At 71.4% G+C, this 23,815-nt stretch carries 20 protein-coding genes; 8 read left to right on the top strand and 12 right to left on the bottom strand.

Annotated features, from left to right (window positions below; genetic code table 11):
* Window positions 1-8: 8 nt before the first annotated feature.
* The 3 genes from ABH940_RS06310 to ABH940_RS06300 form a co-directional block, all read right to left on the bottom strand.
* Window positions 9-1,028 (bottom strand): YbhN family protein, encoded by a 1,020-nt coding sequence (locus ABH940_RS06310; RefSeq protein ID WP_370104629.1) that lies wholly within the window; start codon window positions 1,026-1,028, stop codon window positions 9-11.
* 179 nt (window positions 1,029-1,207) lie between these two features.
* Window positions 1,208-1,429, bottom strand: a complete 222-nt coding sequence (locus tag ABH940_RS06305; protein ID WP_370066832.1) for a hypothetical protein — start codon at window positions 1,427-1,429, stop codon at window positions 1,208-1,210.
* A gap of 71 nt (window positions 1,430-1,500) precedes the next feature.
* Window positions 1,501-1,785, bottom strand: coding sequence for a hypothetical protein (locus ABH940_RS06300; protein WP_370066834.1), 285 nt, complete (start codon window positions 1,783-1,785; stop codon window positions 1,501-1,503).
* A 220-nt stretch (window positions 1,786-2,005) separates the two neighbouring features.
* Between ABH940_RS06300 and ABH940_RS06295 the strand changes: the two genes are divergently transcribed.
* Both ABH940_RS06295 and ABH940_RS06290 read left to right on the top strand, forming a co-directional pair.
* Entirely contained in the window at window positions 2,006-3,454 is a 1,449-nt protein-coding gene (locus tag ABH940_RS06295; protein WP_370104628.1) for an NAD(P)/FAD-dependent oxidoreductase, read from the top strand.
* A 142-nt stretch (window positions 3,455-3,596) separates the two neighbouring features.
* Window positions 3,597-3,950: a VOC family protein gene (locus ABH940_RS06290; protein WP_370066838.1), complete on the top strand. Its 354-nt coding sequence runs from the start codon at window positions 3,597-3,599 to the stop codon at window positions 3,948-3,950.
* Between the two features lie 12 nt (window positions 3,951-3,962).
* Here ABH940_RS06290 and ABH940_RS06285 read toward each other — a convergent pair whose 3' ends face one another.
* From ABH940_RS06285 to ABH940_RS06270, 4 genes are all read right to left on the bottom strand, one after another.
* On the bottom strand, window positions 3,963-5,126 hold the full coding sequence (locus ABH940_RS06285) for an aromatic acid exporter family protein (protein WP_370066840.1): 1,164 nt from the start codon (window positions 5,124-5,126) through the stop codon (window positions 3,963-3,965).
* A gap of 119 nt (window positions 5,127-5,245) precedes the next feature.
* Complete coding sequence (locus ABH940_RS06280) at window positions 5,246-5,710, bottom strand: phage tail protein (RefSeq protein ID WP_370066842.1); 465 nt, start codon at window positions 5,708-5,710, stop codon at window positions 5,246-5,248.
* A gap of 147 nt (window positions 5,711-5,857) precedes the next feature.
* Window positions 5,858-6,040, bottom strand: coding sequence for a hypothetical protein (locus ABH940_RS06275; protein WP_370066844.1), 183 nt, complete (start codon window positions 6,038-6,040; stop codon window positions 5,858-5,860).
* Window positions 6,041-6,135: 95 nt separating this feature from the next.
* A complete protein-coding gene (locus ABH940_RS06270; protein ID WP_370104626.1) occupies window positions 6,136-7,083 on the bottom strand; it encodes an EamA family transporter in 948 nt (315 codons plus the stop codon).
* 152 nt (window positions 7,084-7,235) lie between these two features.
* Here ABH940_RS06270 and ABH940_RS06265 point away from each other — a divergent pair, with 152 nt between their 5' ends.
* Window positions 7,236-7,796, top strand: a complete 561-nt coding sequence (locus tag ABH940_RS06265) for a CGNR zinc finger domain-containing protein (protein WP_370066848.1) — start codon at window positions 7,236-7,238, stop codon at window positions 7,794-7,796.
* Here ABH940_RS06265 and ABH940_RS06260 read toward each other — a convergent pair.
* The 3 genes from ABH940_RS06260 to ABH940_RS06250 form a co-directional block, all read right to left on the bottom strand.
* Entirely contained in the window at window positions 7,793-8,440 is a 648-nt protein-coding gene (locus ABH940_RS06260; protein WP_370104623.1) for a class I SAM-dependent methyltransferase, read from the bottom strand. The genes ABH940_RS06265 and ABH940_RS06260 overlap by 4 nt on opposite strands.
* Window positions 8,441-8,497: 57 nt before the next feature.
* Entirely contained in the window at window positions 8,498-8,920 is a 423-nt protein-coding gene (locus ABH940_RS06255) for a VOC family protein (RefSeq protein WP_370066852.1), read from the bottom strand.
* 234 nt (window positions 8,921-9,154) lie between these two features.
* On the bottom strand, window positions 9,155-10,555 hold the full coding sequence (locus tag ABH940_RS06250; protein ID WP_370104621.1) for an alpha/beta hydrolase family protein: 1,401 nt from the start codon (window positions 10,553-10,555) through the stop codon (window positions 9,155-9,157).
* Between the two features lie 662 nt (window positions 10,556-11,217).
* Between ABH940_RS06250 and ABH940_RS06245 the strand changes: the two genes are divergently transcribed.
* On the top strand, window positions 11,218-13,320 hold the full coding sequence (locus tag ABH940_RS06245; RefSeq protein WP_370104619.1) for a choice-of-anchor P family protein: 2,103 nt from the start codon (window positions 11,218-11,220) through the stop codon (window positions 13,318-13,320).
* Window positions 13,321-13,408: 88 nt separating this feature from the next.
* On the opposite strand, the gene ABH940_RS06240 is transcribed toward ABH940_RS06245, so the two are convergent.
* A complete protein-coding gene (locus tag ABH940_RS06240; RefSeq protein ID WP_370066857.1) occupies window positions 13,409-14,554 on the bottom strand; it encodes a glycoside hydrolase family 3 N-terminal domain-containing protein in 1,146 nt (381 codons plus the stop codon).
* Window positions 14,555-15,007: 453 nt separating this feature from the next.
* Between ABH940_RS06240 and ABH940_RS06235 the strand changes: the two genes are divergently transcribed.
* From ABH940_RS06235 to ABH940_RS06220, 4 genes are all read left to right on the top strand, one after another.
* A complete protein-coding gene (locus tag ABH940_RS06235; protein WP_370066858.1) occupies window positions 15,008-16,255 on the top strand; it encodes an AI-2E family transporter in 1,248 nt (415 codons plus the stop codon).
* A 145-nt stretch (window positions 16,256-16,400) separates the two neighbouring features.
* Window positions 16,401-18,554 carry a SpoIIE family protein phosphatase gene (locus ABH940_RS06230; RefSeq protein WP_370104618.1) on the top strand — a complete coding sequence of 718 codons (2,154 nt, stop codon included), beginning with the start codon at window positions 16,401-16,403 and terminating at the stop codon, window positions 18,552-18,554.
* Between the two features lie 101 nt (window positions 18,555-18,655).
* Complete coding sequence (locus ABH940_RS06225) at window positions 18,656-19,654, top strand: protein-glutamine glutaminase family protein (RefSeq protein ID WP_370104616.1); 999 nt, start codon at window positions 18,656-18,658, stop codon at window positions 19,652-19,654.
* Between the two features lie 141 nt (window positions 19,655-19,795).
* A complete protein-coding gene (locus tag ABH940_RS06220; protein ID WP_370104614.1) occupies window positions 19,796-20,890 on the top strand; it encodes an enoyl-CoA hydratase/isomerase family protein in 1,095 nt (364 codons plus the stop codon).
* Window positions 20,891-20,980: 90 nt separating this feature from the next.
* On the opposite strand, the gene ABH940_RS06215 is transcribed toward ABH940_RS06220, so the two are convergent.
* On the bottom strand, window positions 20,981-23,785 hold the full coding sequence (locus tag ABH940_RS06215; RefSeq protein WP_370104613.1) for a TIM-barrel domain-containing protein: 2,805 nt from the start codon (window positions 23,783-23,785) through the stop codon (window positions 20,981-20,983).
* Window positions 23,786-23,815 lie beyond the last annotated feature (30 nt).

The raw sequence follows: 23,815 nt of genomic DNA, 5'->3' as shown, positions 1-23,815 counted from the left end.
CTGCGTGGTCACCTGTGGTGTCGGTGGTGCGCGTCCGGCTTGCGCAGCGTCACCACGAGCCATGTCGCCCACCCGACGGGCTGCAGCAGCCAGAAGCTGACGCCCCGGTAGAGCAGCGTCGCCGCAAGCGCCTGGTCCGCGCGCAGGCCGTAGAGGACGAGCAGCCCCGACAGCGAAGCCTCCGCGATACCGAGGTTGCCCGGCGTCACCCGGAGGCTGCCGAGGAACTGCGTCAGCGTGTACGCCATCAGCAGCCCGCGCCACGGGACCTCGATGCCCAGCGCCGCCATGCAGACGACCAGGACGGCGGCGTCGCAGACCCAGTTGAGCAGCGCCCAGAGCAGTGGCCGGGTCCAGCCGCGCAGGGTCGGATGGAGCGACAGCGCCTGGGTCGCCACGGTGCCGACGGAGTCCTGGAGCCGGGCGACCCGTGGCCGCCCCCGACCGATCCGGTGCCAGGCCCGGCTGCTGACACCCCGAACCTGCGCGGAGCGCGACAGCGCCAGCACGGCGAGCAGCAGCGCCGCGCACGAGGCGGCCGCGATCAGCACGCTTTCCCGCAGCCCGGGAGCCCGACCCGACGGCGAGGCCACCAGCGCACCGACGGTCAGCAGCAGGCTCAGCGCGGTGATGCTCATCGCCCCGGCCGCGGCGAGCGAGGCGCCGACGACGGTCAGGGCGACGCCACGCCGCCCGAACTGCCGCATGGCCCAGCCGAGTGCGAAGACCCCTCCGGCGGGCATGGCCCCGGCCACGGCGTTGGCTGACACGACGATGCCGGTGACGCTGCCCAGGCCGATCTCGGCCCCGCCGGCGCGCAGCAGCCACAGTTCGAGGGCCGCGAGCGCGACGATCGAGGCCGCCTCCAGACCGATCGCCACACCGAGGAGGTCGAGGTCGACCCGCGCGACGAGGTGCGCCGCTGCGCGCACCTCACTCCGGTGTGTGGCCGCCAGCACGGCGGCGGTGGCCGCGACGAGGACGACGGTGATCCACCACAGGTAACGACGCCACCTCGGGCGGGGCACGTCGGGTGAGCCGGGCGTGCGAGGTGGGTCCGGCGGCGCGGCGGAGCCTCCGGACACCCCGGAATTCCCGGAGACCCCGGGATTCCCGGACGGCTCGGACACCCCGGACGGCTCGGACGCCTCGGACACCGGTCTCACCCCAACGCTCGGACGGTCCGCACCAGCGGTCGCTGACGGGATCAGTCCGGCGGGGGCAGTGCCGACCGGTACGCGGTGCGGCAGGTCTCACAGCGCTGGCCGGGCAGCTCCTCCAGATCGGCGATCCGGCCGCTCTCGGCGTTCGGGGCCAGGTGGTACCCGCACAGGCCAGCCTCCTCGTCGGCCCTCACCACGTGCCACATGTGCACGCGTCGGCCTCCGCCCGGGGTCGGACGGTGTTCGGCTCTGAGCTCGTACTGCATCACGGCAGGCTCCCGACTTCAGGGCGGCCCCGCTTCCGATGCTAGAACCCGCGTCGCGCGCGTGCAGAACGTCAGCCTGGAAGGTCCAGCGGATTGCCGGGTTGCCAGACGAGCTGTGGGCCGTGCGCGCGCCGGGTTCGGCTGAGCAGGTCGGCGATCTGGTCGTGCAAGGAGTCGCGGACGCTCCGTGGCGTGTCGGGCGGGAAGTAGACGGCCAGGGTGAGACCGTCGGCGGCCTCGGTGCCGCTGCCGTCCCGCAGCAGCGCCACGAGATCGTCTTCCGAGCAGACAGCGGCGTATCCGGTGACCCGGCGCGCGCTCCTGACTTCGATGAGGGGGGTGTGGATGTCCTGCACGTAGGTGAGAGTACGCTGGTCCGCTTGTGTTTGTCTGCGTACATGCAATTTTTCAGAGCCATCTCTGATCATTTATGACCGCTCGCGACACCCAATGTCCGGTTCCACGACACGACCTGATGATTTGTCTGTTGACTAGCGACATCGAAGATTTGTGGAAAGTGTTGTCGGAGTGACGCGGCGACATCGAGCCGGGAGGCGAGCGGGAGTGGTGAGTGCGGTGGACACCTTCGACGTGGTGGTGCTGGGGGCGGGCCCGACCGGGGAGAACCTCGCGGAGCGGGCCAGGGCCGCCGGGCTCAGCGTGGCGGTCGTCGAGCGCGAGCTGGTCGGCGGCGAGTGCAGCTACTGGGCCTGCATGCCCAGCAAGGCGCTGCTGCGCCCCGCCGCCGCGCTGGCCGACGCCCGTCGGCTGGCCGGCACCCGGGAGGCGGTGACCGGGAGCCTCGACGCGGGCGCGGTGTTGAAGCGGCGCGACGACTTCGCGTCGCACTGGCACGACGACGGTCAGGTGTCCTGGCTCGACTCCGTCGACGTCGACCTCGTGCGCGGGCACGGGCGGTTGGCCGGAGAGCGCCGCGTCGTCGTGGAGACCGAGGACGGGACGGAGCGGGTGCTGACGGCGCGTCATGCCGTCGCGGTCTGCACGGGAACGAGCGCGGTGTTGCCGGCCCTGCCCGGCATCGAGAAGGTCGGCGTCTGGACCAGCCGTGAGGCGACCAGCGCGGACTCGGTGCCCGAGCGCCTAGCCGTCGTCGGCGGCGGAGTCGTGGCCGTGGAGATGGCCACCGCCTGGGCCGCGCTCGGCAGCCGGGTGACACTGCTGGTGCGCGGCGCTGCGCTGCTGCCGCGCACGGAGCCGTTCGCGGGGGAGCAGGTGGCGGAGGGACTCAAGGCGGCCGGCGTCGACGTCCGCTTCGGCGTCTCGGTGAGCGGCGTCTCCCGCAGGCCGGGCGGCGAGGTCGTGCTGGACCTCGGCGGAGGTGACGGCGAGGGCGATGACGATGGCGAGGGAAAGCTGACGGCAGATCAGGTGCTGTTCGCGACCGGTCGCAAGCCCGCCACCGCCGATCTGGGGCTGGAGACCGTCGGGCTGGAACCGGGCGATTGGATCCGCGTCGACGAAACGGGCTTGGCCGTGGACGTTCCGGGCGCGTGGCTCTACGCCGCCGGGGACGTCAACCACCGTGCGCTGCTCACCCATCAGGGCAAGTACCAGGGCCGCATCTTCGGCGCGGCCATCGCCGACCGCGCGGCGGGCCGGGAGCTGGACACCGGGGAGTGGGGCCGCAGCGCGGCCACCGCCGACCTTCTGGCGGTCCCGCAGGTGGTCTTCACCGACCCCGAGGTCGCCTCGGTCGGCCGCACGCTCGCCGAGGCCGAGGAGCAGGGCCTGCGGGTGCGCGCCGTGGATTACGAGATCGGCAAGGTGGCGGGCGCCTCGCTCTACGCCGACGGCTACCGGGGCCGAGCCAGGGCCGTCGTCGACCTCGACCGGGCGGTCCTGGTCGGCGTGACCTTCGTCGGCCCGGGCGTGGCCGAGCTGCTGCACTCGGCCACCGTCGCCGTCGTCGGCGAGGTCCCGATCGCGCGTCTGTGGCACGCGGTCCCGGCCTACCCGACGATCAGCGAGGTGTGGCTGCGCCTGCTGGAGACCTATCGCGGCTGAGCCCGGCCGCCGATGCCGAGCCTTCAGCCGTCTCTCGGTGCTGGCCGGGCGGCGCTCCAACGACGCCGCGCGAACGCGCGCGGCACGCCGCTGGCGGCGTGAATGCGGTGGCCGGGGCGCTCGTCTGCACACGCTGGACCGTATGAGAGCCAAGCGCATCATGGCCAACCTGCGGGTGGCGGACATCGAGTCGGCGAAGAGCTTCTACGCCGACTACCTCGGCCTGAGCACCGAGGAGTTCAACATGGGCTGGGTGGCCCGCTTCACCTCGCCCGACGGGAGGGCCAGTATCCAGCTCGTCACCCAGGACGCGACCGCGCCCGAGGTGCCCGTCGTCTCCATCCACACGGACGACGTCGGGGCGGCGTACGCGGAAGCGCAGGCGCGGGGCTACGAGATCGTGAAGCCGCTCGCCACGGAGGCGTGGGGCGTCCACCGGTTCCTCGTCCGGGCTCCGGACGGGAACGTCGTCAACATCGTCCACCACGCGGACTGAGCAGCACAGGCCCTAGCGTCGGCCGGTGGCGAAGGCCAGCAGCGGGGCGAGGCGGCCAGGGTTGAAGCGGCCGAAGCGGGCGCGGCGTTGGACGCTTGCGCGGTCCAGTTCGTCCATCAGGCGGCGGGAGCGGTGTTCGGGGTCGAGCTCGTCCAGGATGCGGTCGACCTCCGCGAGCAGCGCGCCGTGGAGTTGCCAGGCCAGCGGGTGCTCCTGGACCTGACGCAGCAACAGGTAGGCGACGTGCTCGCGGCTGGCCCAGGCGGCGTCGAGCTCGGCGGCCAGTCGCAGTTCGGCGTCCTCCGCGTCGCGGCTGACCTGGGTGGTGACCAGGACCCCGAAGCTGACCAGCGCGCCGCCCAGGTGGCCCAGCAGGTCCTGGAGCCGGGCGGCGATCTCGGCGGGGAAGAGAGGCTCGTCCGGGCGGCGGCGTTTGGCCAGGTCGGTGAGGGTCCGGGCGATGACGCGGACCACGACGATGCAGATCTCCAGCGTGTCCAGGCCGGTGCGCAGCATCAGCCGGGCGAGCAGGCCCTCGCTGATGCGGGGGTTGAGCCGCAGGCTGTCCTCGGCCTGGCGCAGGGCGGCGTCGACCTCGGCGATGTACTGGTCCAGGCGGCGGGCCTCGTGCAGGCGTTCGGCGGCGCGCTCGACCGGGATGGGGGCGTCCAGCTCCTCGCTCAGGGCCAGCAGCAGCTGCCGGACCCGACGGGCCAGGTCCTCGATCGACTCGCTGGCGGGCTCCACCAGCACGGGCGGCGCGAGAAAAAGGTTGAAGGCCAGCCCGACACCCGCGCCGATCAGCGTCTCCAGCACCCGGTCCCACGCCTGCGAGGCCAACTGCGTGACGCCCAGGACCAGCATGCCGCTGATGGCGACCTCGTTGACGAACTCGTCCACCCGGATGAGATGCCCGAGGACCAGCGCGGCCAGGATGATCAGACCGAGACTCCACCAGGACAGGCCGACGACCGCGCTGAAGCCGATGGCCAGCAGCACGCCCGCGACGACGGACACCACCCGTCGCACGCCCGTCGTCAGCGTCGAGTAGAGCGTGACCTGGACGACCAGCAGCGTCGTCAGCGGCGCGGTGAGCGGCGCGGGCTGGTTGCTGAGCCGCTCGGCGACGGCGTAGGAGAGCGTCGCCGCGAGCGTCGCGCGCAGGGTCTGCGCCACGAGCGGATCCCGGCGCGCCCTGGTCACGACGGCGCGGACCGGGGCGCCAGGCCCCGGTCTGTCCAGGCGCTCCGGGCGGTCCAGGTCCGGGGTCTCCGGGCCGTCCGGGCCGTCCGGGCTCAGTACTCGCCCTTGATGACGAAGAAGGAGCCGCGGATCTCGCCGGCCAGTTTGGACCGCTGGCGGGCGAACTTGAAGCGGGTCGCCAGCTCTTCGGGAACGTCCATGCCCTGGGAGAGCTTGAATCCGACGGCGCGTTTCGCGCCCTGCTCGACGCCGTACATGACGTTGATCGCCAGGCCGGACTCGTAGAACACGTAGGCCATCCGCAGCCCGTCCACCTCGAAGGACGTCACCTCGAGCGGGCGCGAGGCGATGACGATGTCGCGCTCGTCGGCCAGGACGCGGTCCACCCAGTCGAGGGTCTCCGGATCCTCGCTCGCGGGGGTCACGGTGAAGACGTGGTCGTACTTGTTCTTGTAGTAACGCGCCTCGTTGGCACGCAGCCCGGCCAGCGCCTCCGCGACCGGGGACGACTCCAGGCCGGTGGTGGACACGTTCACGAAGTCGACGGTGTACGGCATGCGCTCTCCCGATGTCGATCTGTCAGGACAACGCTAACGGGCAGGTCTGACACGGCGACGGAGGCTGGGCCATCCGCTGGGTCCGGTACGCGCGACGGTCCCGAGCACGTGCGTAGGCGCGTGGAGCGTCGTGGCGTTCTGCCGCGGTCAGGTGGACGACGGTTTGGCCGGACACGGACCGGCGGAGGCGAGCTCGTCGTCGCCGTCCTCGTTGCTGTCCGCTTCGCTGTCCTCGTCGCTGATCAGCCAGTCGATGATGGAGCGGGGAAGGTGGACGGACCCCGTGCGTTCGGTCCCGTCCTCGTGTTCGAACCTGTTGCTTGCGCTCATACGCCCAGCGTCCGCCCCGACCGGCGTCTTCGGGAGGGGGTGGCGCGGCATTCGCCAGATTCGCCAGGGCGAACCGGGGAGCATCTCAGGACAAATCAGGCGGCTGATGTACGTTCGCGAGCTGGTGACCCGCTTCGAGCCGTAGCCGTGGAAGTCGGCAGCCGTCCGGTGAGGACGGGGCCGAGGAAGGCGACGGCGAGGCTTCCGTTGATCAGTATGAACGTGAGGACATCGAAGTTCTGTTGCCCGACGAGTGACGCCATGAGGTAGGTGAGACCGGGTACTGCCGAGGCGATCAGCGTTACGGCCAGTGGCGGGGTGCGCTGCATGCCGATCTGCAGGACGAACAGCGGAAGGGCCGCGCCGACTACTGCGATCGACGCGATGAACGTCACGCGTGACGCGGTCCAGCCCTCGGCGGGGTGGCCCGCGAAGGCCAGCACCACTGCCGCGAGCAGATAGGTGAGATGGAATCGGTGCGCCGTGACCTGTACCGGGGTGACACCGAGTTGTCCGAGACGGTGCGAGAGGGTCGCGATTCCGGCCGCCGAGCAGCCGGCGATCGCGGCGATACCCACCCCGGCGACAAGCAGTGTCGGGGATTCGCCCCGGCCGGTCGAGACCATGCGCGATCCCACGGACAACGCCAGGGTCAGCGCGACTGCACCGAGGCCGAGTTCGGCCGCGCGGCGGGTGGGCGGAGAGTGACGGATGCGGAAGCAGGCTATGGCAAGCGGACCGACACCGGTCTCGACCGCAGCGGCCAAGGGGGCAGGGACTACGGAGAGAGACCAGTAGAAGCCGAGGAACGTCACGGCGGTGGCCACGTTGAGCGCCACCATCATGCGCAGCCGGAGGCCGCGCAGCGGTACGCGCTCACCGCCCGTGCGCAGCCGGGCCGTTACGCCGAACACCAGGGCCGAGGTGCCGAAGGCGATGAACGAGAGCAGGACGCTCTCCGCTCCGTTGAGATTGCCGGACAGCAGCCCGTTCGACACTGCCTGCAGTGTGACCGCGAAGGCGACGAGCAACGACCCACCCATGAAACGCCCACCATCTATCCGTTTTACCGGTTACCGCTCGGGCCGCGAGTCTGGCACGACAGGCCTCGAACGGACAACCGGTAATCGGGATAGCTGGTGTAATCTCGCCTGGAGTGGGCTCGCTCGGCCACTATCGGGAAAGGAGGCGTCGGGTGCTCGAACCGCCACCGGCCGCGCTGCTGATCGAGGCGTTCGCGAACACGCTCAACCTCGAGTACGGCACCGACGCTCTGGACACGCCCGGTCACACCACCGACTGGCTGCTCACTCAGGGGCTGCTCACGGAGCGCCGCCGCCTGAGTTCCGACGCGCACGAGCAGTATCTCGTGCTGCGCGCCGGCATCCGCGAACAGCTCGGCGCACACGTGGGGGGCAGCCCGGCAGTCGCCCTCGTCGACGCGGCCGACGCAATCCTGCGCACTCTGCCCCTGCACGCAAGCATCCAAGCCGCCCCACTCGCCCCGAGCGCGGAACTATCGCCCTCGCTCCGGCCACTGGCGGCCCTCGCCGTCGCCTGGACACAGATTCGGACGACCGGCGACTCGGTCCGCCTCAAGCGTTGCGCCGAGCATGCATGCGAGCTGGTGTTCTGGGACCTGTCGAAGAACCACAGCCGCAGGTGGTGTTCCATGCGCGTGTGCGGAAACCGGGTCAAAACCCGCTCCTATGCCGCACGCAGAGCCACCGCCTTCGAGGCTCCGGACGGGCCCTAGTTCTTGGCGGCCAGCAATTGCAGCTCCTGGAACTGCCGCTTGTCGTCGGGCTTCGGCTCGCACAGCACCCGGGCGACCTCGCTCACCCCGACGTCGCGCAGCATCCCCGTCAGATGGTCGGGCGACCAGCGGTAGGCCGTCACCACCGAGTGGTCGAAGGGCTGCGTCCGGATCGCGGGGTTGTCGGTGGCGTAGCAGCTGATCAGCAACTGGCCGCCGGGGGTGAGGACCCGGGCGAACTCCGCGACCACCGCTGGGAGGTCCTGCGGCGGAGTGTGGATGATCGAGAATCGCGAGAGCACCCCGCCGAGCGCGCCGTCTGCGATGTCGAGCGCTGCCATCGAGCCGACGTCGAACCGCATGTCGGGGTTGGCCTCCCGGGCCAGCCCGATCATCGCGGGCGACGCGTCGACGCCGGAGGCGCGCAGCCCCAACGCCCGCAGATGAGCGGTGACATACCCCGGCCCACACCCCAGATCCGCGACCTCGCCGGCACCGCCGGCGCGCACCGATTCGGCGAACGCGGCGAGCAGCGCCCGCTCCAGCGGCCGGTCGCGCAGGGTGTCGGCGAACTGCTGCGCGTAGCGCGCGGCGACGGCGTCGTAGGCGTCGCGGGTGGCGGGGAGGGACTCCAGCTCGATCATTCGGGGGACGGTATCGGACGCCACTGACATTCCGTGAGCGCCCGGTTCCGGGCAGGTCTAACGCGCGGCATTCCAGGCCTTGTGGACGAACTCCAGGCGGTTGCCGTCGAAGTCGGCGACGTTGGCGGCGTAGTAGCCGGGGGCGAAGTACGTGCGGTCTGCCGGTCGTCCCTCGTCGGTGCCGCCGGCGTTGATCGCGGCGGTGTAGGCGGCGTCCACGGCTTCGTCGGTGTCGCACACAATGCCGAGGTACAGGCCCGTCTCGCCGGGATTGCGTCGGCGCAGCCAGATGCTCGATCCGACGCCGGTGCCGGAGACGTAGGCGTCGTCGCCGAGACCGAAGAGGTCGGGGACGTCGGCGGGGCCGGACGCAGCGTCGTAGTTCCCGAATGCGCGCCAGCCGAGGGGCTTCAGCGCCTCGAGGTAGAAGGCCAGCGACTTCTCGATGTCCGTGACGGAGATGTAGACATGATCGATCATGGCGAGGCGCCCTCCCGCGTTGCGGTGTCCTGTTGCGGTGTTCCTACAGGGGACCGTAGGGGATGCAGCTCGCCGAACGCCCTCGCCGCGACGATGCGTAGCCACCTTGGGCTACCACCCGGCTCGGCGGACGCCCCGCTGCGGGGACGCCCGTCCCGGGGACGCCCCGTCCGGCCCGGAGGCCGGTTCCGGACGAGGCGTCAGCCGACCGGGTGGGTCAGTCGACCGGAACCGTCAGCGGATGAACGAGATCTCCGGGTAGCTCTTGGACGGCCCGTTCATCAGCGGGTTGTTGTTGATGTGCAGGGCCACGTCGAAGTACGCGGCCAGGTAGGTGCGCTCGATCAGGAAGGCCCGGTTCAAGTTGAGCGTGCCGAGATCCTGCTCGATCTGGGCGGGCTTGAGGCCGAACTGGGCACCGGCCTGGCCGAACATGATCGCGTAGTCGCTGAAAGTCAGGTGCTCGGTGCCCGCCAGCTTCAACTCGTAACGCGGTCCCGTCTGGTGCGCCCAGAAGGTCGCCCAGCTGCCGTCCTCCACACGGTCGTGGTACGAGGCGCCGAAGAGGAGGAACGGCCGCTTGAGGTTCTGCGACACCACCGAGCCGTAGAGCTCGCCGTCGAGGTCCGCGCCCGCGACGATCCGCGGGTCGAGCTGCATCGACGTGGCCACGGTCGCGCCGCCGAGCGACCAGCCGAACATGCCGATCCGCGACATGTCGACGTCTCCCGCCAGGCCTGCGGGGAGCGGGGCGTGGTCGACGTCGGGGTCGGTGCCCTTGGCGATCAGGCCCAGTTCGTCGACGACGAACCTGGAGTCGGCCGAGCGGACGGTGAGCGTGTACTTGGAGCTGGCAGCCGTCTCCAACTCCAGCCGGTTGCCCGGGAACTGCACCTCTTCGGCGTCGTGGGTGCTGTCGATCTCGACCACCAGGAAGCCGCGGCTGGCCAGGTCCTCGGCGAGCGTCGTGCCCTGCGAGCGGTCCGAGTGGAAGCCGGTCGAGTAGAGCACCACCGGCAGCTTGCCCAACTTGGTGTCCACCGGCGCGCCCAGGTACCCGGCGGTCGTCGGCAGGCTCACGGTGCCTGGCCTCACGTTCCAGCTCGCAAGGAAGTGGCTTCCTGCCAGGGACTGGAGCCAAGGCGTGAGTTGGTGGCCGGTGGCCGCCACGGTGGGATACCAGAGCTGGACCATCAGCTCGCGCGGCGGGAAGGTCGGGACCCACGGGTCGTAGCGGGTCTTGTCGACCAGGTGCAGGTTGACCGTGCCGACCTGGTACGGGCCGGTCGGGGCCGGGATCACCGGCGTGACCGACCGTACTGCGCTGCTGTGCGGCCCCGCATGGGATTGCGGCAGGCCCGCCGTACCGACCTGTGTGCTGCCGCCGTTGGCGGCGGCCTGCGCCTTGGCGACGGCCGCGTCGTCGACCGGGCCGCTGACGGGACCGCCGGCCGTGTTGGCGAGCGGCGCGTCCGGGACGGCGGTGCCGGGGCCCGCGCCGGTGTGCGGCGTTCCGCTGTGCGGCGTGGCCGCCCCGGCGGGTGCGACGGTGGCGCCCAGGACGAGCGCCATGGCGCCGACCGTGCCGGCCGCGCGGGCGGCCAGGCGGCTTCTTCGTATGCGGGAAACTGACATGGGTGGAACCCCCCTTGCACGTCGGCCGCCTAGACGGACGGCGACCTGAAGCGCCCAAGGTACCGGGTGCTGAGCAGCAAGGAGACCCCGAGGTCGGTCATGACGGTGGCTGCGTGAGGAAACGGGCCGAATGCCTGGTGGGGGCGGGGCGTGAGGGTTGCCCTGAGCGCCCTGGGGCGTGGGTGACGCGCCGTCAGAAATCCTGTGGGCTCGCTGTGCAGTCCGACACCGGAAGCATCGCTTCACGGTGCAAATCGGTCCTTCCGTGGCGCTCGCGGCGGACGTATGTTCTGCTCTGCCCGGAATCGGGCCGCGCACTGCGGGGGGCGCACGGTCGGAGGTGTGGACTCATCCTGCCTTGTCACCGCCGCTGGTTCACGAAACGGACGCTGACAAGAGGAAGAGAAGCTGTGAGGACATCAGCAACGAGAGCCCGCGTCACGAGACTCGCGGTCGGGCTCGTCGCCGCCGCGATCGCCTTAGCCGGCTCGCCGAGCCAGGCCGCGACGGCAGCCGCAGTGGCAACTGCGGGCGGCGGCCATGCCGTTGCGGCGGCGAAGGCACCGACGGCGACCAGAACGACCCGAGCACCATCGGCCGCGTCCCAGGCGACGCAGGCGGGAGTTCACGGCACCTTCCCCACGCCGTCCTGGTGGGAGGGCATGTGTGACAACCGGCGCGCTCAGGGCGAGTACCAGCTGACCTCCTGGGACGGGTTGATCGCCTGCGGTGACTGGATCAACGGTGTCACGGTCGGGACCAAGGCCCAGGTGTCCTTCCCCGGTGGTGGTCCATTGGTCAGCGAGTTCCAATGCGTGGAGCTTGCCACTCGATATGCGCTCCTGGCCTGGGGCATCCCGGTCCAGCCAGTGGTCCATGCCAAGTGGTTCCCTCAGAAGTACAACGGCCTCACCGACAAGAACAGTGGCAAGAAGCTCGTTATGTACGGGTACAACCAGCCCTACACCGCCGCTGAACTGCCCCAGGTGGGCGACGTCATCGCCTCCGGCTACGTCACGGCGCGCAACGGAGATGGCCATGTCGGCATCGTCATTTCGGCGAACTACGACCAGAGCCACTCCGCGAAGCTCACGGTCATGGACGAGAACTACAACCCGACCGGCCTCAATACCATCACCGTCACCAAAGGTGTGGTCCAGCCGTTGCCCGGCATGCAAGGCGTCGACTGGCTCCACGACCCGGCCGGTAACCCCCCGCCGCCGCCTGGAGGGCCGTCGCTGACGGTTCACGGCATCAGCAACGGGCAGTCCCTGACCGGACCGGTCTCGCTCTCCGTCAGCGTGGACAACAACACCAGTGCCGGGACGCAGAACCTGACGCACGAGCACTACTACATCGACAACACCGTGGTCGCCGGAACCGACGGTCCCGGTCAGGGGAGCCTCGCCGGACCACCTTCGGGGTCGAGCGCGCCCGGATACACCTGGAGCCTCGACCCGGTGAAGCACACCGGTAGCAGCGCCAAGGTGGCCTCCTGGCCGATCCCGGCGAACCTGCTGACGCCAGGGACGCACCAGATCACGGCTGACGGGACCAACGCCGCAGGGGTGACCGGTACTTCGGCGCCCATCAGCTTCACCGTGCCGATCGGTCCGAAGCCGTCCACGCTGACGTACACCGGCGCGAAGACCGCCGACTACCACGACGCCTTCACCGCGTCCGCAAGCCTGACCAGCGACGGCAGTCCCGTCGCAGGTGCGCCCGTCTCGTTCGCGCTCGGCAACGGCGGGCCCGGCCAGACGTGTTCGGCGACCACCGACGCCACCGGCTCGGCGAGCTGCCAACTGATGCCAAGTCAGGTGGCAGGCTCCACCACGGTGACCGCCAACTACGCGGGCACCGCGCAGACGCTGCCGAGCCATGCCAGCACTGCGTTCACCATCACCCGCGAGGAGACCACCCTCACCTACACCGGACCGACCCACTTCGCCAACGGCGTCCCGGCGACGCTGTCCGGCGTCCTGCGCGAGGACGGTGCGGCGCCGATCGCCGGTCGCTCAGTGAGCATCGCGATCGGGAGTGGCTCCGCGCAGCAGAGCTGCACCGGCACCACCGACGGATCCGGCACGGTATCCTGCACCGTCCCGACGCTCAACCAGCCGCTGAACGACACCGCGACCTTGCCGGTCACCGCGACGTTCGCCGGTGACGGGTTCTACCTGGCGTCCAGCGGCCCAGCGACGGCCCGGCTGGAGTATTTCACCGGACGGGTGTTCGGTCTGTCCGTGCAGGTCAACGCGCTGCTTCTGTCGTTGCAGATTCCGCCGACGCCGGACACCGGCCCGATCCGCACCGCGCAGGCCGGGAGCGTCGCGCCCTCGTGCACCGCGACGGTCAGCGTCCTGATGATCAACGCGGCAGCGCTGTGCGCCAACGGGACCACGACCCTGAACCCCGGCACGGAGACGACGACCGCCTCCCTGCAGCAGACCACGATCGGTCTGCCGGGCCTGCCGGTGATCGGACTGGGCGGCGTCACCTCGACGTCGGTCAGCACCTGCACGGGATCACACGGCAGCGCCACGCTGACGCTGACCATCGCGGGCGTGCCGGTCACCGTGCCGACCGCGCCGAACAGCGTGATCGACCTGGCCGGCGGGGCCAAACTGATCATCAACGAGCAACTGCCGACACCCGGCACGGACCCCGGCCTGACCGTCAACGCGGTCCACCTCGTCGCCCTCGGCGGCCTGGCCGACGTGGTGGTCGGATCCAGCACCAGCGGTGCGCACAACTGCACCTGATTACCGAGGATTACCGAGGTTACCGAGATACCGGGGTCGGAGGCGCTGCCCATGCGGGCAGTGCCTCCGACCCCGTGTCAACACCCGCTCAGGAGAGCGTCCAGCGCAGGGCGTCGATCCTCGCCACTGCGGCGTCGAACTCCCTGTGGGCCAGGCGGTCGTCGGTCAGCGCCTTCGCCAGGTTGTCGACGACGGTCAGGCCCGCCGCCACGGTGCGCGAGCACTCGAGGATCAGGTCCATCCCGGCTTGGGCGGCCGAGACCGCGTTCTGCGGCTCGGTCCCGAAGGGGGAGAGCGCTCCGGCGTTGATCGCGTCGGTGACCGTCACGCCGCCGAAGCCGAGTCGTCCGCGCAGTTCGCCCTTGACGATCCGTTCGGACAGGCCCGCCGGGCGGTCCGGGTCCAGGTGGGTGTACGTCGCCCAGGAGACCATGACGAGCCGGACCCCGGCGTCGATGGCGGGCGGGTAGGGGTACTCGTCGATGCTGCGCAGCTCGGAGCGGGAGGCGGTCAGGGTGACCGGGCCCAGGTCGGTGTTCTGCTCCTTGGTGGCGCTGCCCAGACCGGGGAAGTGCTTGGCGGTGGCCGCGACGCCGTGCGCCTGCTGGGCGCGGATGAACGCCGCGCCGCAGCGTGCCGCGACCCTGGGGTCGGAGCTGTAGGAGCGCTGGAACTCGTCGTCGAAGTCGCCGGGAGTGCGGAAGACGTCCAGGACGGGTGCCAGGTTGACGTTGACACCGGCGCCGCGCAGCAGCTCCCCGGCCTGGCGGCCCGCGTCGGCGGCTGCGGCCGACGGGTTCGCGGACTCGCCGATCTGTTTCTGCGACAGCGTGGGCCCGCCCGGAAGCCGCCGTACCTCGCCGCCCTCCTGGTCGGTCATGACCAGCAGCGGGGAGCGCACCGGGCTCTGGCGGCGCGCCTCCTTCATCTCGGTGACCGCGGCGGTGATCTGAGCGAGGCTGGTGACGTTGTCGCCGAAGAGGATGACACCTCCGGCGAGTCCCTGCACGATCAGGTCGAGCAGGGACTGCGGCACGGCCGCGCCCGGGTACGAGAAGACGACGCGCTGTGCGGCCTGCTGGCGCGGCGTCAGGCGGGTGAGCGCGCCCCGCGCAGCCGGACGCGACGCGGCGGACGCCGGTCCGGCGGACGCGAGCCCCGCCGCAGCGGCAGCCAGTCCGGCACCGGCGAGCAGCGCGCCGCGTCGGGACAGCGATCTGGCGGCTTCGGTCATCGCACACCTCCACAGGAATCACAGGGATCACGGGAATCACAGAAACTCGAGGGGACCCTCCCCGGGTGTATCAGCCGCGCTTATATGCCCGGAGTAGGACGCGCACGAAACACGGCGAACCCCACCGGCTGGCCCCAACGCTTCTGGGCTGCGGTCTTCCTGTCAGGTCGTCAGGCGCCGCTCGGCAACCGTTGCCCGCCTCGGTCCCCGCCCCCGTCCCCGCCCCCGTCCCCGCGTCGGTCCCTCGTCGGTCGCCTCGTCACCCGGACGGACGCGGGAGGACGGGGCCCGGAGCGGGGATCCTTCCGCTGCCGCGCGCGGGACTTCGTGTACAAGCGCGGCGATACGTCCGGTGTGGTGGAGGACGCCCGAAGTGTCGGCGTGTCAGGTCCGTGATGGCATGGGTGACAAGGGTGACAAGGGTGGCCTGGGTCGCGGGAAGGGAGGTGGCGGGTGGGTCGGTGGTGGCAGGCGCGTGGCGATGGCGCGGCAGACGGCTCGGGCGACGGCCCGGGCGGGGACGCGGATGCGGCCGAGCGCCGTCGCGCGGGCGGACGGCGCGCGCACGGGCAGCCGCCCGCCGTGCGTCGGCCCCGGCAGCCGACCCTGGGACACCGGCAACGGACGGTGGTGGGCCAGACCTCCCGACGTGCGTCGGGGGTGCCGCTCTTCCTGCAGACCGCAGCCGGGTGGGCGTGGCGGCTGCTGGTGCTGGGAGTCGTGGCGTACGCGGCGTACCTGCTGCTGACGCGGTTCCAGTCGGTCGCGGTGGCGGTGTTCCTCGGGCTGGTGATCACAGCGGTGCTGCGTCCCCTCGCCGACCGCCTCGGCGCGTGGATGCCGCGTGCTGCGGCCGTGCTGGGCTCGTACCTGCTGTGCGGGCTGCTGGTGGCAGGTCTGCTGACCGCGACCGGGTTCCTGGTCTCGGACGAGTCGTCGCAGGTCGCGGCGCAGTTCGACACCGGCATCACCCGTCTGGAGCACTGGCTCGAGGCCGCGCCCTTCCACGTGCACCCCAGCGCGCTGACCGGCCTTCAGCACAAGGTCTCCAGCTGGGTCAGCTCCCACCGCGGCAGTCTGCTGGCGAGCGCGGTCAGCGGTGCGAGCCAGGCCGTCGAGGTGGTCACGGTCACCGCCCTGGGACTGTTCTGCTCGGTGTTCTTCGTGCACTCGGGGGAGCGGATGTGGGCGTTCGGCGAGGGGCAGCTCGCGCCCGCGCGGCGGGACGGCTGGCAGCGGGCGGGCCGGGCGGCCTGGCAGACGCTGTCCGGCTACATCCGCGGCATCATCCTGGTGTCCGCGACCAACGCGATCATGGTCGGCATCGCGCTGTTCGTGCTGCGCGTGCCCCTGGCCCTCCCGCTGTCCTTGCTGGAGTTCGCCGCGACCTTCGTCCCCCTGATCGGGTCGCCCGTCGCGCTCGCCGTGGCCAGCGCCGTCGCCCTGGCCACCCGGGGCCCGGTCACGGCCGTCATCGTTCTCGCGCTGATCGTGGTGATCGGCCAGATCGAAGGGCATCTGCTGCACCCGCTGATCATGAGCTGGGCCGTCCGGCTGCACCCGGTCGTGGTGGCCATCTCGGTCGTCGCGGGGGCCATCGCGCAGGGGATCATCGGGGCTGTCGTCGCAGTCCCCATCGTCTCGGTGGTCTGGGCCGTCACCCAGGCCCTGCGAGAACCCGGCGGAGCCGCGTCCGAATGACGGGTCACCTGCCAGGTCCCTCGACGGACCGCTTGCCGGATCGTTTCGTCACAGCAGCTGGCACGGCGCGCTCGACGGAGGACGATGGGGTGGGGAAGTGAGGCCGGGTGCGGGTAGGAGTGTCCGGCGGTCTGGAGGTGGCCGGATGGGTGTCGAGCACGATGCCGGCCCGGGAGGCCCGGCAAGCCCGGGAGGCCCGGGAGGGGGCCAGGGCCGAGGCCCGGCAGGGGGCCCCGGCGAGTCGCTGCTGGAGCCCGGCGGCCTGCTCGACGTCCTGAGCGTGGCCGCCGTCGTGCTGGACGACGAGGGCCGGATCGTGCTGTGGAGCCCACAGGCCGAACAACTGTACGGATACCCGGCCGCCGAGGCCCTCGGTCGGTCCGCCCTCCAGATCCTGGTCGACGAGCCGAACCAGGAGGAGGTCGCGTCGCTGTTCGCGCAGGTGATGAGCGGTGGGGGCGCCTGGGCGGGAGCCTTCCCGGTCCGGCGCAAGGACGGCTCCACGCTGCTGGCGGAATTCCGCAACATGCGGCTGGAGGACGAGCAGGGCCGCCACTACGCGCTGGGCCTGGCCTCGGACCGGTCCACGCTGCGGCACCTGGAGCGGGGGCTGGCGCTGTCGATGCGGCTGGTGGAGCAGTCCCCGATCGGCCTGGCGGTGGTCGACACCGACCTGCGGTACGTGCTGGTCAACCCGGCGCTGGAGCGGATCAACGGCCTGTCCGCCGCCGAGACGCTGGGCCGGACCGTCCGCGAGTCGCTGCCGTTCGTGGACACCGACGTGATCGAGTCCGCGATGCGCGAGGTCCTCGCCACCGGCACCCCGATCCTGGACCGGTTCACCACGGGCCGGACCCCCGCCGACGACAGCGAGCACGCCTGGTCGGCATCTTACTACCGGCTGGAGGACACCGCGGGGTACGTCATCGGCGTCGCGGTGACGGTCGTGGACGTCACCAACCAGCACCGCACCGCCGCCGCCGCGTCCGCGGCCCGCCGCAGGCTGACGGTGCTCGCCGACGCCTCCGAGCGGATCGGCACCACCCTGGACCTGGACCAGACCGCGCGCGAGCTCGCCGACGTCCTCGTGCCGGAGTTCGCCGACATCGCCGCCGTCGACGTGCTCGACTCCGTCCTGACCGACATCCCGACCTCCACGGCGACCGGCAGGACGGGGGAGACCCCGTCCGTCTTCCGGGCCCTGGCCATCAAGGCGGCCAGTCCCACCCCGGCCACCCTGGCCGCCGACCCCGTCGGCGGGATCGCCCGGTACGACGCGACCCGCCTGGTCAGTCGCTGTGCCCGCACCGGACGTCCAGTCCTGCTGGCCCACGTCACCGACCGGGACCTGCCGCGCATCGCCCGCGACCAGGACGCGGTGGGCCTGCTGAAGCAGGCAGGCGTCCACTCCTACCTCGCGGTCCCGCTGCGCGCCCGGGGCCAGGTCCTCGGCGCGCTCGACCTCAAGCGCACCCACAACCCGGAGCCGTTCACCGAGGACGACTGCGTGCTCGCCACCGAACTCGCCGCCCGGGCGGCCGTCGCCATCGACAACGCCCGCTGGTACCAGCGTCAGCGCCACGCGGCGCTCACGCTCCAGCGGCACCTGCTGCCGGGTCGGCCCCCGCCCTCGCCGGGGCTGGAGGTGGCCTACCGCTACCAGCCCGCCTCCATCGCCGGTGAGGTCGGCGGTGACTGGTTCGACGTCATCCCGCTCACCGGGGGCCGCACCGCGCTGGTGGTCGGCGACGTCATGGGCAGCGGCATCAACGCCGCCGCCACCATGGGCCAACTCCGCACCGCTGCACGCACGCTGGCGGGCCTGGAGCTGGATCCCGCCGCCGTGCTCACCCACCTCGACCGCACCGTCTCCGGGCTGGACGAGACCATCGCCACCTGCGTCTACGCCGTCTACGACCCGCACCGGTCCAGCTGCACGATGGCCACCGCCGGACACCTGCCCCCGGTCCACACCCGCGTCGGACACCCACCGCGGCTGCTCGAACTCCCCACGGGGACACCGCTGGGCGCCGGCGTCCCGGCCTTCCACGACGTCCGGGTCAAGCTGGGCGTCGGGGACGAACTGCTTCTGTACACCGACGGGTTGGTGGAGACCCGCGACCACGACATCGACACCCGGCTGCGCGCCCTCACCGACCTCCTCGACCGGCCCCACCCCTCCCTGGAGGAGACCTGCGACCTGCTCCTCAGCGCCCTCGCCCACCACGGCGGCCACGACGACGTCGCCCTCCTGCTGGCCCGCACCCGCCCGCTCCCGTCGCCGGGGCCCAGCCGCTGACTGCCCGAAGGTCTGCCCGCACGGACGGGACACACCCTTGACCGTTCGGGGACAATGAGGGGATGTCACCCCGCGGTCTGCGGAGGAAGAGAGTGGTTGCGATGCGCCGGTCGGCACCTGACGAGACCCACGCGCAGGGATCGGCCCGCGCGCCGAGGCGCGCCCCGGCGCCGCAGTCGACCTCTGAGTCGTCCCTGTTGGCCCTGCACGGCAGCGCGGGCAACGCGGCTGTCACCGCGGTGATCCAGCGCATGGAGGCGCAGGGCGGCGGCAAGCGCAGGAGGACCGGCTCGCCCGAGGAGCAGGGGCCCGCGAAGCACGTCCGGGAGGCCGGGTCGTCGTCCGAGGAGCTCTCGTCGTCGGAGGAAGAGACCAGCGAACCGCTCTCGGGGGAGGTCGTCGCCGCGATGGACCGCCAGCAGGCCAAGACGGTCGAACTGCTGGAGGACATGGACAACGACGGCTATTTCGGGCCCCGGCGGGACATGCTCGAGGACCGGCTGGCGATCATCTCCCTGGTGCGGAACCTGCTTCCCCTGCGGTCCGTCAGGACCGCGCACGAGGCCGTCCGGCTGGTCAACACGAAGCCCGACAGCCCGGCCAGGAAGAGTTACCTGAAGCTGCTCCAGGATCAGCTCGACTACCTGGAGGACGATTTCCCCTCGGACGGTCCGCCGACCGCACAGACCCTCCAGGGCATGTGGTCCGAGCTCGTGCCCGCCTTCGGCACCGCGGGCGCGCAGGTGGGCGAGGACGGCTGTGAGGACCGGGCCCACGCGATCTGCCGGGCGATCGCGGCACACCACCCGGCAATGGCCGCCCACCACCTCGCCAAGCAGTGGGCCACATCCTCGGGCACCCGGCTGCACGCGGACCACCAGTGGAACCACCACGTCGCGGCCTCGGTGACGACCGCGAGCGGGGTCCTGGTCATCGACCCGGTCTTCTCCCGCACCGGTCCGATCCCGCTGAACCAGTGGATCGCCCACGTGCAGGTCGACCCGGCGCACGTCCACGAGGTCGCCTGGGGCTTCCTCGGGCGCCCGGGCGCGGACCACCGGCCGGACGCCCACAGCGCGGTGGAGTACGTGGGGTCCTGACCTGCGGCCGGTGCGCACGGAGTGTTGACCGGCCCCCGGCCCCCGGCCCCCCGGCCACCGGCCCCCGGACGCCGGACAGCCGCGGGCAGCGGCTACCGTGCCGGGTACGGTGCACCGGCCCTGGAAGGAACCAACGAGATCATGCGCGTCAGCGTCACCCCGGAGACCGGCGAGGTTCTGCCCGGCGAGGTTCCGACCGACCAGGTCCTGACCGGCGAGGTCCTGACCGACCGGCGCGGGCACGTCGGACTGATCGTCCTCAACCGGCCGAAGGCGATCAACGCCCTCACCCACGGCATGGTCCGGCAGATCGCCGCCGCGCTCGACGCATGGGAGCACGACGACAGCGTCGCGACCGTCGTGATCACCGGCGCGGGGGAGCGGGGACTGTGCGCGGGTGGCGACATCGTCGCCATCCACCGGGCCGCGACCAGCGGTGACCCGCGCGCCGCCGAGGACTTCTGGCGCGACGAGTACCACCTGAACGCCCGGATCGCCCGCTACCCCAAGCCCTACGTCGCGCTGATGGACGGCATCGTGATGGGCGGCGGTGTCGGGGTCTCCGCGCACGGCGGCGTCCGGATCGTCACCGAGCGGACCCGGCTGGCCATGCCGGAGACCGCCATCGGCTTCGTCCCCGACGTCGGCGGCACCTACCTGCTCTCGCGCGCGCCCGGTGAGCTCGGCACCCATCTGGCGCTCACGGCGGACTCGGTCGGCGCCGGGGACGCGCTGCTGTGCGGGCTCGCCGACCACTTCGTCCCCGCCGACCGGCTGGCCGCGCTGCTGGACGACCTGGCCGTGCTGGACGTCCCCGCCGCGCTCGCCCGGCACACGGCCGACGCCCCGGTCGCGGTGCTCGCCGAGCACCGCGGCTGGATCGACGACTGCTACGGTGCGCCGACGGCGGAGGCGATCGTCGAGCGGCTGCTGGCCGTCGGTGTCGTGGAGGCGAAGGAGACGGCCGAGCGGATCACCGCCAAGTCGCCCACGGCCGTCAAGGTCACCCTGGCGTCCGTGCGCCGGGCACGGGAGCTCGGGACGCTGGAGGACGTGCTCGCGCAGGAGTACCGCGTCTCCTGCGAGGCGCTGCGCAACCCGGACGTCGCCGAGGGCATCCGCGCCCAGGTGATCGACAAGGACCGTACTCCGCACTGGCAGCCCGCCGCACTGCAGGACGTCGACGCCGCCACCGTCGAACGGCACTTCGCCCCGCTCGGCGATCGGGAACTCTGAGCCGGGCGAGGGCTCCCAGGGTCCTCGGAACCCTCGGGAGGCGGTTCCTCGGAACCCTCGGGCGGCCGCTCGCCACGGGCCCTCGGAGGGTCAGGAGAACATGAGAGTGGCACCCACCGACGTGGACTGGGCGGGCAGCGGAATGGTCGCCGAGTGGGTGGCCGGGTCGTACGTCCAGCCGGTCAGCGGGCGGCCGTCCAGCATCACCCGGGTGGGCGCGGCGGCGAGGCCGGAGACCCGCACGGTGTAGCGGCGGGTGGTCACCACCCCGGGGTAACTTCCCTGCCGTGGGGCGATGGTGACGGTGGTGGTGGCCCCGTGGGTGGCTGTGGCCAGCCTGGTGGTGGTGTACTCGCCGTGCTGGTAGCCGTGCCCCTGGCCGGCGTCCTCGTAGAGGCTGAAGGAACCGCTGCCGCCGGCCGCGACGTTCAGGGTGACCTGGTCGAGTGGATGTTGGGCGTTGTCGTCCACGTAGTCGGTGCGCTGCGGCAGGATCGCGCCGGACTTGAGGAAGACCGGCATGGTGTCCAGTCCGGTGGCGATCTGCGCGGTGGTTCCGCCCTGGTAGGTCTGACCGGTGAAGTAGTCGGTCCAGGAGGATCCCGGCGGGAACCACACGGTGGTGGTGGCCTGGCCGGCCGCGTCGTCCGCGGTGGTGACCGGGGCGACCAGCACGCCGTCGCCGTAGAGGTACTGGTCGGGGTGGGTGTACGCGGCGGGCTGGGCGGGATAGTCGAGGTACATCGCGCGCACCATCGGCAGCCCGGTCTGCACGGACTGCTCGGCCAGCGAGTAGGTGTAGGGGACGAGTGCCTCGCGCAGCCGCAGGAACTTCTCCGCGGAGGCCTCGGCGGCGCTGCCGTACTCCCAGGGCAGTCGGTCGCCGTGGTCGGAGTGCAGCCGCAGCACCGGCTGGAAGGCGCCGAGTTGGACCCAGCGGGCGTAGAGGTCGTCCGGGTCGTGGCCACCGTGGAAGCTGCCGATGTCGTCGGAGACGTACGGCAGCCCGATCGCCGCTCCCTCGTCAGCGGTGAACTCTGCCTCGAAGGCCAGCATGTTCCAGGTGGCGTAGGTGTCACCGGTGAACTGAAGGGTGTAGCGGTGCTCTGCCCAGGGGCCGGTGGGCAGCGGCGTCGAGCCGGAGTAGCCGGACGCGGTCAGCGAACTGCCCATCCGGGAGAAGGCGTAGCCGCGTTGGCCGCGGGCGTCGCCGTCGGCGGCGTACTGGGCGTTGATCCAGGTGTCCGGGGTGACGCCGGGGGTGCTGACCCCACTGTTGTCGCAGCACCAGTCCAGCCACCACTCGTCCACGCCCTGCTGCTCGAAGGGCTGGTGGAGCGCGAAGTAGGCCTTGAGCTGGTCGGCGTCGGACCAGTCGAAGGTGCAGGTGCCGCCGGAGCAGGCGAGCTTGCCCTTGGCGATCGCCTGCGCCTCGGCGTACTGCGGGTCGGAGGTGCTGATGCTGGGGTGGATGTTCATGGCCACCGTCAGGCCCTGGCCGTGCGCCCAGTTGAGGAAGGACTGGGGGTCGGAGAAGAGGGCGGGGTTCCAGTTCCACCCGTCCCACTGGTTGGGGGACTTCCAGTCGGTGTCCACCACCAGGTTGTCGATCGGAGTGCTGTGTGCGCGGAAGGCGGGGAGCAGCGAGTTCTGGTAGTCGGCGGTGGTGTAGGGGTAGTAGCGGGAGAACCAGACGCCGAACGCCGACTCCGGAAGCATCACGTCCGGTCCGGTGAGGGAGCGCAGATCGCGCAGGGCCTGCTGGTAGTCGAGTCCGTAGCCGAAGAAGTAGCCGTCCTGGTACGGGAGTCCGCCGTGCGAGGGGCGCGGCGTGACCGTGTCGGTCGCCTGGTCGAAGAGCGCGGTGGTGGAGTCGTCGAGGAGGTACCAGCCATTGCGGGAGAGCAGGCCGGGGGCGAGCGGCGAGGAGCCCGACTGGCCGTCGAGCGCGCGCCGGTAGCCGCCGAGCACGGCGGACGGCTGGGTCGGGCCCGGCGACGGATAGGCCGCGCCGACCGGGGTGGCGGCCAGGCTGTCGATATTGACCTTTCCGGAGTCGCCCGCGGCCTCGGCGATGGTCACCGTGTTGTCGCCGGCCGCGAGGTGCACGGTGACCTGGGCGGTGGCCCAGGTGTTCCAGTCCGCGGTGGGCGGCAGGCTGAAGCGCGCCTGCGCCGCCGCGCCGACGTCGGCGGTGAGCGTGCGGGTGGTGGTCTGGCCGTCACTGCCCTGGTTGTTGGCGTAGCGCATGGCCAGCGAGTAGTCGCCGGCGGCCGGGACGCCGGTGATCCGGTAGCTGACCGAGGCCCCTGTCCCCTCGATGCCCGCCACGAAACCGCCGCCGGTATAGCCGGTGTGGTCGTCCGCCACGGTGGCGCCTCCGGCCAGCAGTCCGTCCTCCGCCTCGCACAGCACCCCGAAGGCGCAGTCCGGCGCGGTCTGGCCGAACAGCGGGTGGGCGGTGGCCTCCTGGTCCCCGACGCGCAGCCGGACCGCGGTGTTGTCCTGGGTGAAGGGGCCGCTCCCCTCCTTGTAGGAGAGGGTCTCCGCGGAGGTCGCGAGGTAGCGGTAGCCGTCCTTGGTCCAGGTCCGGTACGGGGTCGGTGGCTGGTCGCGGTTGACGACGTTGAAGGTGGTGCCGTCCTGGAAGTCGTTGTCGCCCGCATACTCCAGGCGGATCAGGGTCGGGCTGAGTACCTCGAACCGGGCGTGGCCGTCCACGACCGCGCGCGGTGCGGACGTTGCGCTCCCCACGGCCTGGGCGGCCTGGGCGGCCTGGGCGGCCTGGGCGGCCTGGGCAGCCTGGGCGGCCGGGGCCGAGGCGGCGAGAAGCGCGAGTACGGCCGCGGAGGCCGTGAACGGCAGGCGCTTTCCGTGGATGCGAGATTTGTGCACGATCGTTTCCTCCAAGGTCACATCGTCGGC

The organism is Streptacidiphilus sp. BW17 (genome assembly GCF_041262485.1).
GTDB lineage: Bacteria > Actinomycetota > Actinomycetes > Streptomycetales > Streptomycetaceae > Streptacidiphilus.
This window is presented reverse-complemented; position numbering and strand designations above follow the sequence as displayed.

Excerpts from the sequence above, each read along its gene's own strand:
- ABH940_RS06305 (WP_370066832.1), bottom strand. The coding sequence starts at position 1,429 with ATGCAGTACGAGCTCAGAGCCGAACACCGTCCGACCCCGGGCGGAGGC.
- ABH940_RS06255 (WP_370066852.1), bottom strand. The coding sequence starts at position 8,920 with ATGATCGATCATGTCTACATCTCCGTCACGGACATCGAGAAGTCGCTG.
- ABH940_RS06275 (WP_370066844.1), bottom strand. The coding sequence starts at position 6,040 with ATGAGCGCAAGCAACAGGTTCGAACACGAGGACGGGACCGAACGCACG.
- ABH940_RS06260 (WP_370104623.1), bottom strand. The coding sequence starts at position 8,440 with ATGATCGAGCTGGAGTCCCTCCCCGCCACCCGCGACGCCTACGACGCC.
- ABH940_RS06245 (WP_370104619.1), top strand. The coding sequence starts at position 11,218 with ATGTGTGACAACCGGCGCGCTCAGGGCGAGTACCAGCTGACCTCCTGG.
- ABH940_RS06270 (WP_370104626.1), bottom strand. The coding sequence starts at position 7,083 with ATGGGTGGGTCGTTGCTCGTCGCCTTCGCGGTCACACTGCAGGCAGTG.
- ABH940_RS06280 (WP_370066842.1), bottom strand. The coding sequence starts at position 5,710 with ATGCCGTACACCGTCGACTTCGTGAACGTGTCCACCACCGGCCTGGAG.
- ABH940_RS06240 (WP_370066857.1), bottom strand. The coding sequence starts at position 14,554 with ATGACCGAAGCCGCCAGATCGCTGTCCCGACGCGGCGCGCTGCTCGCC.
- ABH940_RS06230 (WP_370104618.1), top strand. The coding sequence starts at position 16,401 with ATGGGTGTCGAGCACGATGCCGGCCCGGGAGGCCCGGCAAGCCCGGGA.
- ABH940_RS06220 (WP_370104614.1), top strand. The coding sequence starts at position 19,796 with ATGCGCGTCAGCGTCACCCCGGAGACCGGCGAGGTTCTGCCCGGCGAG.
- ABH940_RS06225 (WP_370104616.1), top strand. The coding sequence starts at position 18,656 with ATGCGCCGGTCGGCACCTGACGAGACCCACGCGCAGGGATCGGCCCGC.
- ABH940_RS06290 (WP_370066838.1), top strand. The coding sequence starts at position 3,597 with ATGAGAGCCAAGCGCATCATGGCCAACCTGCGGGTGGCGGACATCGAG.
- ABH940_RS06250 (WP_370104621.1), bottom strand. The coding sequence starts at position 10,555 with ATGTCAGTTTCCCGCATACGAAGAAGCCGCCTGGCCGCCCGCGCGGCC.